This window comes from Pandoraea cepalis, from assembly GCF_902459625.1.
Lineage (GTDB): Bacteria > Pseudomonadota > Gammaproteobacteria > Burkholderiales > Burkholderiaceae > Pandoraea > Pandoraea cepalis.
The window spans coordinates 137898-151683 of the sequence record NZ_CABPRY010000008.1 but is presented as its reverse complement, the minus strand read 5'-3'; the positions used below and the strand labels follow the sequence as shown (position 1 = coordinate 151683).

12 protein-coding genes are annotated in these 13786 nt (G+C 66.2%); 9 read left to right on the top strand and 3 right to left on the bottom strand.

Going from position 1 to position 13786, the window contains the following annotated elements; all coding sequences use genetic code 11:
- Nucleotides 1-65: 65 nt before the first annotated feature.
- Together ribB and PCE31107_RS16955 are read left to right on the top strand one after the other, a co-directional pair.
- Nucleotides 66-809 carry a 3,4-dihydroxy-2-butanone-4-phosphate synthase gene (gene ribB / locus PCE31107_RS16960; protein WP_150609966.1) on the top strand — a complete coding sequence of 248 codons (744 nt, stop codon included), beginning with the start codon at nt 66-68 and terminating at the stop codon, nt 807-809.
- Nucleotides 810-997: 188 nt separating this feature from the next.
- The gene (locus PCE31107_RS16955) at nt 998-1564 is read left to right on the top strand and encodes a PaaI family thioesterase (RefSeq protein ID WP_130026535.1); all 567 of its coding nucleotides are present in this window, start codon (nt 998-1000) and stop codon (nt 1562-1564) included.
- Between the two features lie 107 nt (nt 1565-1671).
- Here PCE31107_RS16955 and PCE31107_RS16950 read toward each other — a convergent pair whose 3' ends face one another.
- Nucleotides 1672-3453, bottom strand: coding sequence for a cation:proton antiporter (locus PCE31107_RS16950; RefSeq protein WP_130026536.1), 1782 nt, complete (start codon nt 3451-3453; stop codon nt 1672-1674).
- 176 nt (nt 3454-3629) lie between these two features.
- Nucleotides 3630-3893 (bottom strand): hypothetical protein, encoded by a 264-nt coding sequence (locus tag PCE31107_RS16945; RefSeq protein WP_150609964.1) that lies wholly within the window; start codon nt 3891-3893, stop codon nt 3630-3632.
- Nucleotides 3894-3925: 32 nt separating this feature from the next.
- Between PCE31107_RS16945 and PCE31107_RS16940 the strand changes: the two genes are divergently transcribed.
- The 4 genes from PCE31107_RS16940 (at nt 3926) to PCE31107_RS16925 (ending at nt 7569) form a co-directional block, all read left to right on the top strand.
- Complete coding sequence (locus PCE31107_RS16940; protein ID WP_150609963.1) at nt 3926-4612, top strand: DUF2848 domain-containing protein; 687 nt, start codon at nt 3926-3928, stop codon at nt 4610-4612.
- Nucleotides 4613-4739: 127 nt separating this feature from the next.
- The gene (locus PCE31107_RS16935) at nt 4740-5447 is read left to right on the top strand and encodes a GntR family transcriptional regulator (RefSeq protein WP_246181864.1); all 708 of its coding nucleotides are present in this window, start codon (nt 4740-4742) and stop codon (nt 5445-5447) included.
- A 2-nt stretch (nt 5448-5449) separates the two neighbouring features.
- Nucleotides 5450-6835 (top strand): amidase, encoded by a 1386-nt coding sequence (locus PCE31107_RS16930; RefSeq protein ID WP_150609962.1) that lies wholly within the window; start codon nt 5450-5452, stop codon nt 6833-6835.
- Between the two features lie 221 nt (nt 6836-7056).
- On the top strand, nt 7057-7569 hold the full coding sequence (locus tag PCE31107_RS16925; RefSeq protein ID WP_130026540.1) for a disulfide bond formation protein B: 513 nt from the start codon (nt 7057-7059) through the stop codon (nt 7567-7569).
- Between the two features lie 95 nt (nt 7570-7664).
- On the opposite strand, the gene PCE31107_RS16920 is transcribed toward PCE31107_RS16925, so the two are convergent.
- Nucleotides 7665-8630, bottom strand: coding sequence for a LysR substrate-binding domain-containing protein (locus PCE31107_RS16920; protein ID WP_150609960.1), 966 nt, complete (start codon nt 8628-8630; stop codon nt 7665-7667).
- Between the two features lie 190 nt (nt 8631-8820).
- On the opposite strand from PCE31107_RS16920, the gene xdhA reads away from it, so the two are divergent.
- From xdhA to xdhC, 3 genes are read left to right on the top strand one after another with little or no spacing between them, the layout of a single operon-like run.
- Nucleotides 8821-10293 carry a xanthine dehydrogenase small subunit gene (gene xdhA / locus PCE31107_RS16915; protein ID WP_150609959.1) on the top strand — a complete coding sequence of 491 codons (1473 nt, stop codon included), beginning with the start codon at nt 8821-8823 and terminating at the stop codon, nt 10291-10293.
- A 12-nt stretch (nt 10294-10305) separates the two neighbouring features.
- The gene (gene xdhB / locus PCE31107_RS16910) at nt 10306-12654 is read left to right on the top strand and encodes a xanthine dehydrogenase molybdopterin binding subunit (RefSeq protein WP_150609957.1); all 2349 of its coding nucleotides are present in this window, start codon (nt 10306-10308) and stop codon (nt 12652-12654) included.
- Nucleotides 12654-13733: a xanthine dehydrogenase accessory protein XdhC gene (xdhC, locus tag PCE31107_RS16905; RefSeq protein WP_150609956.1), complete on the top strand. Its 1080-nt coding sequence runs from the start codon at nt 12654-12656 to the stop codon at nt 13731-13733. The genes xdhB and xdhC overlap by 1 nt, the downstream gene beginning before the upstream one ends.
- Nucleotides 13734-13786: the final 53 nt, after the last annotated feature.

The following is a 13786-nucleotide window of genomic DNA, read 5'->3' as shown; positions in this document are numbered from 1 at the left end:
GGAGGCGTCCGTTCGCATGCCCCGAAAACGTTTTTCGCCCGATTGATTTACGCGAGGAGCGTTTCATGTCCGTTACCCAAAGCACCACCCAAGCCGTATCGCAAGCCGTTACATCGACAGCGCACAGGGCCGATGCGACCCGCACAACCGACGATCTGCATGCCTACCCGGCGTTCGCCAACCTGGCATCGGTCAACGTCCGTCTGCCAGCCGCGCTCGACGCCATGCGCGAAGGCCGTCCGGTCATTCTGATGGACGACCTGGACCGCGAGAATGAGGCCGATCTGATCGTCGCCGCCGAGAAAATCACGCCGGCGACCATGGCCATGCTGATCCGCGAATGCAGCGGCATCGTGTGCCTGTGTCTGCCTGACGAGACATTGCGCCGTCTCGATCTGCCGCCGATGGTCGAGCAGAATCAGAGCCGTCATGGCACGGCCTTCACCGTGACAATCGAGGCGCGTCAGGGCGTGAGCACCGGCGTGAGCGCCGCCGACCGCGTGACCACGATTCGCGCCGCCATCGCCGACGATGCCCAGCCCGCCGACCTGTCCCGCCCGGGCCATGTCTTCCCGCTGCGTGCACAGCCGGGCGGCGTGCTGACGCGTCGCGGTCACACGGAGGGCTCGGTCGATCTGGCGGTGCTTGCCGGTCTGAAACCTGCCGCCGTGCTGTGCGAGTTGATGAATCCAGATGGCACGATGACGCGCGGCGCCGACATCGAGCGCTTCGCCGAGCAACATGGCCTGCCGATCCTGACCATCGACGAATTGGCCCAGTATCGTCGCAGCCGCGCCCAAGCGGCCTGAGCCGGCGGCGCGGCCAGCGCCCTCCTTCCGAGGTACCGGCGACAACCCGAATCGCGGCGACGGCGTGAGCCACCGTTGCAGTGATTCGGTCTCGACGCTTCCCTCTAACGCCGAACCCCCCGGGGCGCACCGCGACTTTTATAATCTCGCGCCATCGCTTGCCTGATAAAAGTTACGAGGAAAACGCCATGAATACCCGACCGGATGCCGCCGCCGTACTGGCGCAATGGGAAGCCGACGAAGCCGCCGTGCGCGAACGGCTCACACGTAGCGGTCCGCTACGCTACGGCGTGGCAACGCCGTCCGAAGTGATCGGCCTGTCGGGCACGGAAATATTTGAAGCGATGTTCGACGGCAGGCTGCCGCTGCCGCCGATCAGCGAGACACTGGGCTTCATCGCCATCGAAGCCGCGAACGGCCGCGCGGTCTTTCAGGGCCGCCCGGCGTTGCCCTATTACAACCCGCTCGGTGCCATACACGGCGGCTGGTTCGCCACGCTGCTCGACTCCGCGCTCGCCTGCGCGGTGCACTCCACGCTACCCGCGGGACGCAGCTACACCACGCTCGAACTCAAGACCAATATGTTGCGCGCCCTCACGCGCGACGTGCCTTGCGTGCGTGCGGAAGGCGAAGTCATCCAGGTCGGGCGTCAGGTCGGCATCGCCGAGGGCCGCATCGTCGGTCCGGATGGGACCCTGTATGCGCACGCCACGACGACGTGCCTGATCTTCGACTTGCCGCCGCGCAAGTCATAAGGGCAGCGACGCGCCATGAAAAAAGCCCGCCGGGGAAGTAAATCCACCGGCGGGCTTTTGTGCCGCTGCGCGCCGTCGTCAGGACGTCGCCACGGCTCGCGCGTCGATCAATGCGGGGAGCCGCCGCCCTGCTCGCTATCGGGCTGGTGTTCCAGCGTCTCCTTGAGTGCGATCTGCAGCTTGGCGTGCATGCGCACGAACCAGCTCCGCATGACGATCGCCAGCACCACCGTTCCCGCCACGATCAGCACGACCATCTCCGTGGACGGCAGGATACTCGCCGACAAGGCCGCCACCAGCAGGATCACCCCGACCATGGCGGCAATCGGCAGAATCTCGGCCACCACGCGGCGTACCTGGTATGTGTAGCGTCCGGTCAGGCTCGGCGGCACCGACAACTCCACAAGCAGGAGCGAGAGCGATTTGAGCTTGCGGTACACCGCGATCAGGAACGGCAGCGACAGCACGAGTGCCACGCCCCACACCACAGCACTTTGCAGGCTCGGGTCGCGCACCCACGGCGACATCAGCGCCGCCAAACGCCGATAGAAGAAGGCGCCGCCGAGGAAAATCGTCACCACGAGCGCAAGATTGATCGCCACGCTCATCACGATGCGACGCACGATGCCGACGAGCGCCGCGCTATCGCCCGTCAGATGAATGCTCTGCAACCACTGCGTGTACTGACGCAGCACGTATGACAGACGCCCGGGCATCATGCGGCCGAGCCATCCGGTGAACGGATCGGCGCTCTTGATCAGGTACGGCGTGAGCAGTGTCGTAATGACCGAGACGGCGACCGCAATCGGGTAGAGGAAGTCGCTCGTCACCTTGAGCGACAACCCAAGCGACGCAATGATGAACGAGAACTCGCCAATTTGCGACAGCCCCATGCCCACGCGCATCGACGTCCGGCCGTCCTGCCCCGAAAGGTACGCCCCCAGTCCGCACGAGACGATCTTGCCGATCACAACGGCGAGGGTGATCACGAGAATCGGCCAGATGTAGGTCGCCAGCACGTGCGGATCGAGCAGCAGCCCGATCGTGACGAAGAACACGGCGCTGAACATGTCGCGCAGCGGTGCAACCAACCGCTCGATGGTATGCAGCTCTCGCGCCTCGGCCATGATCGCGCCGATCAGGAACGCGCCGAGCGCCACGCTGTAACCCATCTGGATCACCAGCAGGCAGAAGCCGAAGCACAGGCCGAGCACGACGACCAGCAGCATCTCGTCGCTCTTGAATTTCGCCACGTACGCGAGAATGCGCGGCACGAGCAGAATGCCCACGACAAGCGACACCACCATGAACAGCAGCAGCTTGCCCAGCGTAAAGGTGGCCTCGCCGGCGTCGACCGAGCCGCTGATGGCAATGCCCGAGAGCAGCGCGATCATGCCGATGGCGAGCACGTCTTCCACGATCAGCACGCCGAAAATGAGCTGGGCGAATCGCTCCCGCTTCATGCCGAGTTCGTCGAGCGCCTTGACGATGATGGTGGTCGACGAGACGGCGAGCATCGCGCCAAGGAAAATCGAGTCCATCGCCTTCCAACCGAAGAAGCGGCCGATCTCGTAGCCGAGCCAGAGCATCAGCACAATCTCGGTGATCGCCGCCACGAATGCCGTCACGCCCACTCGCGCGAGCTTGCGCAAGCTGAACTCCAGCCCCAGCGAAAACATCAGGAATACGACACCGAGTTCGGCCAGGATGCCGATCGTCTTCTCGTCATGTATCAGCGCAAACGGCGGGGTATACGGGCCAATGATCACGCCCGCCACGATATAGCCGAGCACGACCGGCTGCCGGAACCGGTTGAAGATGACCGTCACGATGCCTGCCAGCAGCATGATGACGGCCAGGTCCTGAATGAAGTCGATGGCGTGATGCATCCGATACGTTCTCCCCGCGGCGCGTTGCGCCGATTTTGCTGTTTTTGATGTCACGCCAGCCGCTCACCGCTTCCCTGACGGGCCGCCGCGACGATGCAGAACGTGATGCTTGATGAAGGTGGGAAGCCGGCTGTGTGCTGCCGACTTGATTGACGTTGCGCTCGTTCGCCCGGTTGTCACTCGGGCATTGGCCGCCGGGCCGCTGCGCCGCCGATCCCCTGAGGGGTTTCGGCCTCCGCGACCATTTCGGCAAAAATCAGACGAATATCCGACCCGAATATCCAACCCAATACCGACGCCGATTCAATATACGCGATGGGCGAACACGCGCGCAACCCAGGATTGACGGGGCTTTTCATAAAAAATTCCCGATATTCGTCGCGCACGACGAAATTTTTCCGCTTGCTTTTTGTCTTCCGGCCTTGTGAAATATCACACAAATATCAATCGAATTTTACAGGAGTGGTCACGTATGCGTTCCCATCTGTCGTTCAGGGTGTCCGGCGACGGTCCCCATCCGTGCGTCGACGTGTCCGTCGACACGTTGATCATCGCCGGCTGGGCCGGGCGCGATCGCCACGCCGTTGAGCACCACATTGCCGAGTTGGCCGCATTGGGCGTGCGCCGCCCGTCGAGCACGCCGTGCTTCTACCGACTGGCGCCCGCGTTGCTCGCGCAAGACGACGCCATCGACGTCGTCGGCCAGACGAGCAGCGGCGAAGCCGAATGCGTGCTCGTGCGCCACGATGGCGATTTGCTCGTGAGCGTGGGCTCGGATCACACCGACCGCGAAGTCGAAGCCTATGGCGTGACCGTCTCGAAGCAGGTCTGCGCGAAGCCGGTGGCACGCGACGCGTGGCGCTTTGCCGATGTCGCCGCGCACTGGGATCAGCTGATGCTGCGCTCCTGGGTGACGTGCAACGGCGCACGGCGCCTTTATCAGGAAGGAACCGTGGCCAGCCTGCTCTCGCCGCAGGATCTGATGGAAAAGCTCGGGTCGGACGGCCTGCCGGCGGGCACCGCCATGTTCTGTGGCACACTCGCTGCCATCGGCGGCGTGGCCGGCGGCGAGCAGTTCGAAATCGAACTGCATGACCCGGTGCTCGGCCGCACGATCCGGCACCGCTACGCCACGCAGGCGCTGGCGATTGCCGACTGAAGCCGATCAGCGGTGATTGAGGCCGACCGGAGCCCACCGAAGCGCCGAGCGCCATCGATTCCGGCCGACCGAACCGACCTGCCCGATGCCCAACGACACCCAAGACGACCCCCTGCTCGCGCCCCGCATGACTGCCTCCGATGCCCCCGATGCCTCCGCTACCTCGGATGTGGCCGCTACCGCCGCACCGCAGGCCGCCGCCGATGGCCGCAGCCTTACCGAGCGCGCGTACGACGCGATCAAGCACGACATCATCACGCTGCGTCTACGCCCGGGCGAGACGCTCAACGAAGCGCAGTTGATGCAGTCGACGGGACTCGGACGCACCCCGGTGCATCAGGCGATGCACCGCCTTGCCCTCGAAGGGTGGGTGGTGATCCTGCCGCGCAAGGGGGCGATGGTCGCGCCGGTCTCGCTCAACGATGCGCTCGAGATCATCGACGTGCGCATGATCAACGAGACGTATTGCGCGGCGCTGGCCGCGCGCGCCGCCACGCCGGACGACCTCGCCGTCATCGAAGCCGTGCTGGCACGGTCTCAGGCGGCCATCGCAGCACGCGACGTAGCGGCGATGATGCGCATCGACCGCGACTTCCATCTGGCCATCTCGCGTGCCTCGCGCAACCAGACGCTCGCCGAGCTTCTGCGCGGCCTGCACGAGCGCTCGCTGCGTTTCTGGTTTCTCGCCCTGTCGACGCCCAGCCATCTGGAAGACGTCTACGAGGAGCACCTCGAACTATTTGAAGCGCTTGCCGCGCACGATGCCGAACGCGCCCGCCGGGCCATCGCCCGGCATATCGAAGAATTCCGCACCCATATCCTGAAAGCGATCTGACCATGAGCACCGACGCCATCGATCTTCAACGCCCCCTGTCCGATCTCGCCGCCGCGCTCGACGCCGGGCGCACCAGCAGCCGCGCACTGACCGAGCAGGCGCTCGCGCGCATCGCCGATCCGGCGGGTCAGGGCAACGTCGTCTTCACGCAAGTCGATGCACACGCCGCGCGCAGCGCCGCCGACGGCCTTGACGCCCTGCGCCGGGCCGGTGCACGTCTGTCGCCGCTGATGGGGGTTCCTGTGTCCGTGAAGGATTTGTTCGACGTGGCGGGACAAGTCACGCGCGCAGGCTCCAAGGTTCTGTCGGACGCCGCCCCGGCCAAGCACGACGCCCTCGCCGTGGCGCGTCTGCGTCAGGCCGGCGCCGTCATCATCGGCCGCACCAACATGACCGAATTCGCTTTTTCCGGCCTCGGCCTGAACCCGCATTACGGCACACCGCGCTCGCCGTGGCAGCGTCAGGCCGGGCACATCGCCGGGGGATCGTCGTCGGGCGCGGCCGCATCGGTGGCCGATGGCATGGCGGCGGTCGGACTCGGCACCGATACGGGCGGATCGATCCGCATTCCCGCGGCCTTCTGCGGCTTGACCGGCTTCAAGCCGACCGCCACGCGCACGCCGCGCGAAGGTGCCCTACCGCTGTCGACGTCTCTGGACTCCGTCGGTCCCATCGGCCGCTCGGTCGATTGCTGCGCCTGGGTCGATGCGATCCTCTCAGGCCATGCGGTCGTCGACACGCTGCCGGCACCACGCAGCGTTCGCGGCATGCGCTTGGGCGTCTTGACGAACTTCGTGCTGGACGGCGCGGAACCCGCCGCCATCGCGATCTACGAGCGCGCCCTCGCCACACTCGCCAAGGCGGGGGCGACGCTGGTGGAATTCCAATTCACGCCGTTCGAACAGTTGCCCACCATCAACCGCTTCGGCTTTTCGCCCATCGAGGCCTATGCGTGGCATCGCAGGCTGCTGGCCGAGCGTGCGCAGGACTACGATCCGCGTGTGCTGGTGCGCATCCGAAAGGGAGAACCGGCCGGCGCCGCCGACTATATCGACCTGCTGAACGCGCGCGCCGCGCTCATCGCGGCGGCGACCCCTGTCTGGCAGGGCTTCGACGCGGTGCTGTGCCCGACCGTGCCGCTCACGCCACCAGCCATCGCGCCGCTCGAGGCGAACGACGACACATTTACGGCCACCAACGCGCTGGTGCTGCGCAACCCGACGGCCATCAACATGATCGACGGCTGCGCGTTCTCGCTGCCGTGCCAGGCCGAAGGCGAAGCGCCCATCGGCCTGATGGTCAGCGCCGCGGGGGGCGACGACGCCCGCCTGTTCCCGGTCGGGCGCGCCATTGAGCATGCCCTGCGCTCGGCGGGCTTAGGCGGATGATGTCGACCGCGCGGGCGGCGGCATCGCTCGCGCTGCGTCGCAACACGGGGCCATGAACGCTGGTGCAGCGCGCGCAAACGTCTGATTTTCTGACAGAAAGTTCCGTAATTTTTCGACTCACGCACGCCTCGGGCTGGGGTTACAATGCCAGCCCAAGTGCCTGCTGCCCGGCGTCATGCGGGGTTGAGCGGGATTCGTGATGGCCCACCGCCCGAAGTGAAATGAACGCTCAAATCGACCCGGCCCTGCGCCGCGAACGCCTGCGGTACCTCCTGCTCACCGTCGTCTGTCTCGCCCTGCTGGGCGGCGCGCTGTACTTCCAGTACGTGCGTCACGAGGATCCGTGTCCGCTGTGCATTCTGGCGCGTTACGCGCTTGTGCTGATCGCGATCTTCGGGCTGGCCGGCGCGGTCTCGCGTGGCTGGGCGGGTATTCAGTTCGCACGTGTGCTCGCCGCCTTGTCGGCGATCGGCGGCATGGCGGCGTCGGGGTATCTGATCTACGTGCAGGCCAATCCGCTGGTGAGCTGCGGGTACGACGTGGTCGAGGCATTCGTCGATGCGTTGCCGACGTCGCGCCTGCTGCCGCAAGTCTTCCAGGTTCAGGGGATGTGTCAGACGATGTACCCGCCCATTCTCGGTCTCACCCTGCCGATGTGGTCGCTCGCCGCGTTTGTCGTGATCTTCCTCTCGCTGGTGTTGCATCGTCCGCGTCGCGCAATTTCGCTGCGCTGAGCGTTACGCGTCTCTCGGGCCGCCTGCCTCCGGGCGGCGGCCTCGTCTCGCCGCCCCGTTAGACGTCCGGCCGTTCGAACGTCCGTCCCCCGCCATCAAGGTCGCGCCAGCACGGGCGCCGGCGTCCCGCTGCCGTTCGCGGCATCGAGCTCCGTTGCCACCTCCGCCACGCGCCGGCGCAGCCACGTCACCTCCGGTGCGGCATGCGTGCGCTCGTGCCATAGCTGATAGAAGCGCATCGGCGGAAAGGCAAAGGGCGACGGCAACACGCGAATCGGCAGATAGCGGGCATAGTGCTGCGCAAACTGCCGCCCGGTTGTGAACACCAGATCGGTGCGCATCAGCACGTACGGCACGAGTCCGAAGTACGGCATCGTCATCTGGATATTGCGGCGCAGGCCCTGCTCGGCCAGACATCCGTCGATAAAACTCTGGCGCTCAGCCACGTAAGGCGTCGGTGCCAGATGCGGCAATTCCAGATAATGCTTAAGCGAAATGCCCTTGTTCGCGAGCGGATGCTGCGCGCCCAACATGCAAACCACTTCGTCGTCGAACAGCCGGGACATGTGCAGTTGCGGCGGCGGCTCCAGCCAATTGCCGATCACCACGTCGAGCGAACCGTTCTCCAACGCGCCCGCGTAGTCGAAGGCAGTGTTGATCGGCTGCACGTGCAGCCGCGCCGAGGGGGCGTCACGGCGCAGCACTTCGGCGATGTTGGGCAGGAAGACGGCGTCCAGGTAATCGGGGGCACCGAGGCGAAACGCCCGCGTGGTGGTCTGAGGCGCGAATTCCGTAGCGGGATGGGTAATGCGCTCGATGGCGGCGAGCGCGTCGGTGGCGTAGCCCAGCAACTCCCGGCCACGCTCGGTCGCCACCATGCCGCTCTTGCCGCGCACCAGGATGGCGTCGCCCGTGATCTCGCGCAGGCGGCGCAGCGAGTTGCTGATGGCCGGCTGCGACTGGCCGAGCTTGAGCGCAGCGCGTGAGACACTCTGCTCGGTGAGCAGTGTGTGCAGTACCCGCAGCAGGTACGCGTCGATCTGTTCGCGGGGTCTTTGCATGGGGCGGGCGCGCTCTGCGAGGCTTGGGGTCGAGCCATAGTTTATGACAATGCCACGTCATCGGGGCGACCGAATAGCCATCATCATGGCCGCGAAATATTTACCCCCGCCGCCGGTGCTATCTTCGGCTCATTCCCACGCCGGCCATGTCCCGGCGCGCCCGCAATCCCACTGCACTACACTGAGAACCATGGAGACACAAGCCATCCGCTTCTATTACCGCGGCAAGGTGCACGAGGTCACTGGCGAAGCCACGACCCGTACCGTGCTTCAGTACACGCGCGAAGACCTGCACTGCACCGGCACCAAGGAAGGGTGCGCCGAGGGTGATTGCGGCGCCTGCACCGTCGTGATCGGCGAACTGGCCGACGACGGCAACGTGGCGCTGCGCGCGGTCAACGCCTGCATCCAGTTCCTGCCCACACTCGACGGCCGCGCGCTCTTCACGGTCGAGGATCTGCGCGCGCCCAACGGCGCGCTGCATCCGGTGCAGCAGGCGCTGGTGGACTGCCACGCCTCGCAATGCGGCTTCTGCACGCCGGGCTTCGTGATGTCGCTGTGGGCCATGTACGTGAACCGCCCCGAGCAGGCCGGATGCCCGACCCGCCGCGAGATCGACGACGTGCTCTCCGGCAATCTGTGCCGCTGCACCGGCTATCGTCCGATCGTCGACGCCGCCCAGCAGATGTTCGACCTGCCGCGCCAGGAATTCGACCGCGCGGCGCTGGCCAAGCAGCTCCAGGCATTGCAGCGCGACGACACACTGTCGTATTCGCACGACGGCCAGGTCTTCCACGCCCCGCGCACGCTGGCCGAGCTGGGCCGCCTGCGCGCCGCGTACCCGGACGCGCGCCTTCTGGCCGGCAGCACCGACGTCGGTCTGTGGGTCACCAAGCAATTCCGCGAGTTGAAGCACCTGATCTATATCGGACAGGTGGCGGAACTGCGCGAGATTTCGGAGGGTCCGAACGGCCTCTACATCGGGGCGGGCGCCCTGCTCAACGATGCGTTCGATGCCTTGGTCAAACACTATCCCGAGCTGGCCGAGATGCGCCAGCGCTTCGCCTCGTTCCCGATCCGCAACGCCGGAACGCTGGGCGGCAACGTCGCAAACGGCTCGCCCATCGGCGACTCGATGCCCGCGTTGATCGTGCTCGGCACGCACATCGTGCTGCATCGCGACGGCGTCGTGCGCGAGATGCCGCTCGAAGACTTCTACCTCGCGTACCAGAAGAACGCGCTCGAAGCGGGCGAATTCGTGCAGGGCATCCGCGTACCGCTGCCGGGGGCGGCCCAGCGCTTTCGCACCTACAAGCTGGCCAAACGTTTCGATCAGGACATCTCGGCGGTGTGCGCGGCCTTCGCGGTCGACCTCGACGGCGAGATCGTGCGCTCGGCTCGCGTGGCCTTCGGCGGCATGGCGGCCACGCCCAAGCGCGGCAGCGCCATCGAAGCGGCCCTGATCCACCAGCCCTGGACCGACGCCACCGTACGCACTGCGATGGCGGCCTTGCCCGCTGACTACCAGCCGCTCTCGGACATGCGCGCGACCAGCGCCTACCGGCTCGCCGGCGCGCAGAATCTGCTGTATCGTTTTTTCCTGGAGACGCGCCTCGATGCGCCGCTTGCGGCACACGAAGTCAACGCGTTCGCCAACGTCTAACCGGAGTTGCCCATGAACACGCAAGTCGAAGGCTTCATGACGCAGACCGGTGCCGCGGCAGGCGCCAGCGCACAGGTGGGCCGCTCGCGGCCCCACGAGTCAGCCGAACTCCACGTGGCCGGCGAAGCCACCTACACCGACGACATCCCCGAACTGCAAGGCACGCTGCACTGCGCGCTCGGAGCGTCGCCCAAGGCGCACGCACGCGTGCTCTCGCTCGATCTCGACGCCGTGCGTCGGGCGCCGGGCGTGGTTGCGGTGCTCACCGCCGCCGACATCCCCGGCGTGAACGATTGCGGTCCGGTCATTCACGACGACCCGATTCTCGCGGACGGCCTCGTCCAGTACATCGGTCAGCCGATGTTCGCCGTGGTGGCCGAATCGCATGACGCGGCCCGCCGCGCGGCGCGTCTGGCCAAGGGCGAATACGAAGACCTGCCCGCCATTCTCACGCCACAGGCCGCCAAGGCAGCGGGGGCCAGCGTGCTGCCGCCCTATCAACTGCGCCGTGGCGACGCCGACGCCGCGCTGCAAGCCGCGCCGCACCGTGTGAGCGGCACGTTCGAGTGCAATGGGCAGGAGCAGTTCTATCTCGAAGGACAGATTTCGTACGCGATTCCGAAGGAAAACGACGGCATTCACGTCTACTGCTCGACGCAGCACCCAACCGAGATGCAAGCACTCGTCTCGCACGCGCTGGGCTGGCACAGCCATCAGGTGCAGGTCGAATGCCGTCGCATGGGCGGCGGCTTCGGCGGCAAGGAATCGCAATCGGGGCTGTTTGCCTGTGTCGCCGCGTTGTGCGCCACGCGTCTGAAACGCCCCGTGAAGCTGCGCCTGGATCGTGACGACGATTTCATGATGACCGGCAAGCGTCACGGCTTTTACTTCGAATACGACGTCGGCTTCGACGACGACGGCCGTATCACGGGCGCGAAGGTCGACATGACGCTGCGCGCCGGTTTCTCGGCCGACCTGTCTGGACCGGTCGCCACGCGCGCCATCTGCCACTTCGACAATGCCTACTTCGTGCCGGACGCCGACCTGCGCGCGCTGTGCGGCAAGACGAACACGCAATCGAACACGGCGTTTCGCGGTTTTGGCGGCCCGCAGGGCGCGCTCATCATGGAAGTCGTGCAGGACGCCATCGCACGACGCCTGGGCAAAGACGCACTCGACGTGCGTCGCGTGAACTTCTATGGCAAGACCGAGCGCAATGTCACGCCGTACGGGCAGGTCGTCAAGGACAACGTCATTCACGAACTCGTCGCGCAACTGGAGCAGACGAGCGAGTACCGCGCGCGGCGCGACGCCGTGCGCGCGTTCAACCGCACGAGTCCCGTGCTGCGCAAGGGCCTCGCGCTCACCCCGCTCAAGTTCGGCATTTCGTTCAACGTGCAGGCCTTCAATCAGGCGGGCGCGCTGGTGCACATCTATCGTGACGGTTCGATGCTGGTCAATCACGGCGGCACCGAGATGGGCCAGGGCCTGAACACGAAGGTTGCGCAGGTCGTGGCGCACGAACTGGGCGTCGATCTCTCGCATGTGCGCGTGACGGCGACCGACACCAGCAAGGTGGCGAACACGTCGGCCACCGCAGCTTCGACGGGCGCCGACCTGAACGGCAAGGCCGCGCAGAACGCCGCATGGCAGATCCGCCAACGTCTGGCCGCGTTTGCCGCGCAGACCTACGGCGGTGCGCCCGACGACGTGCAGTTCGCCAACGATGTGGTGAGTGCAAACGGCCACGACATCCCCTTCCCCGATCTGGTGGAAGCGGCTTACTGGGCCCGCGTGCAATTGTGGTCCGACGGCTTCTATGCCACGCCGGGCCTGTCGTGGGACGCCGCGACCATGAACGGCAACCCATTCTTCTACTTCGCCTACGGCGCGGCCGTCTCCGAAGTGGTGCTCGACACGCTCACCGGCGAATGGCGGCTGCTGCGCGCCGACGTGCTTCACGACGCGGGAAAATCGATCAACCCCGCGCTCGACATCGGGCAGGTGGAAGGGGCGTTCATTCAAGGCATGGGCTGGCTGACGACCGAAGAACTGTGGTGGAATCAGGAGGGCAAGCTCATGACGCATGCCCCGTCCACGTACAAGATCCCCGGCATCAGCGATTGCCCAACGGATTTCCGCGTGGCGCTGTTCGAGAACACGAACGTGTCGGACTCCATCCATCGCTCCAAGGCCGTGGGCGAGCCGCCGCTGCTGCTGCCGTTCTCGGTATTCAACGCGTTGCGCGACGCCGTGGCGAGCGTGAACGACTATCGGGACGAGCCGGTGCTCAATGCGCCGGCAACGTCCGAGGCGCTGCTCACGGCGATTACCGAGCTGCGCACGCGGAGCACCGCCTGATGCATCGCTGGGTCGACGCCGCTCACAAGCTGCTGGTCCGCGGCGAGGCCGCGGTGCTGGTCACGATCGCGCGCGTGGAAGGCTCCGCGCCGCGCGAAGCGGGCACGCACCTGCTTGTGACCCGCGAGCACGTGTGGGAGACCATCGGCGGCGGCCATCTCGAATGGCGGGCGATGGACGTCGCGCGCCAGTTGCTGCGCCAATACGGACAGCAAGGCGCGCGGCACGTCGAGCGTTTCGCGCTCGGCCCAAGCCTCGGGCAGTGTTGCGGCGGTGCGGTCACCCTCGCCTTCGAGGTGCTTACGCTGACCGACCTGGCCTGGGTGAGCGCCTTGCACAAGCGGCTCGCAGCCGGCGAGGCCAGCTTGCGCAGCGTCGCGTTCGGCGCACCCGGGGCCGATGCGGCGGCCAGCCAGCAACAAGGCGGCGCCGTCTTGCTGACGGCACTCGACCCGAACGAACCGCTCGCGCATCCGCACACGCTGACGCGCGACGCCGACGACGCCGCCTGCTCGTTCTGGCAAGCCAGCGACGGCTGGCTCTGGCTGAGCGAGCGGCTGGCGCCCAGCGATTTTCACATCGTCCTGTTCGGTGCCGGTCACGTCGGACAGGCCATCGTGCAGGTGCTGGCCACGCTGCCGTGCCGGGTCACCTGGGCCGACGAGCGGACCGAGACGTTCCCGGAGAAGGTGCCGCCGAACACCGTCGTCGAGTCGACCGACACTCCCGAGGCCCTCGTCGCCGAGGCGCCGCCGGGCGCGTATTTCCTTGTCATGACGCACAACCATGCGCTGGATCAGCGCCTGTGCGAGGCCGTTTTCAAGCGCGACGACTTCGCCTACTTCGGTTTGATCGGCTCGATGACCAAACGTCGTCAGTTCGAGCATCGCCTGCGCGATCGCGGGGTGCCGCCGGAGCGTTTCGCGCAGATGATCTGCCCGATCGGCGTGGCGGGCATCACGGGCAAGGCGCCAGCGACGATCGCAATCGCGGTCGCCGCGCAACTGCTGCGCGTGCGCGAGCAACAGATGCAACACAGCGGACCGGCGGCGTCGCAGGACACCGGCGTCCAAGTTTGAAGGCCCCCTGGCGCCCGGGACAGCGGGTGACCGACTTTCGCGGGCGACGGTAA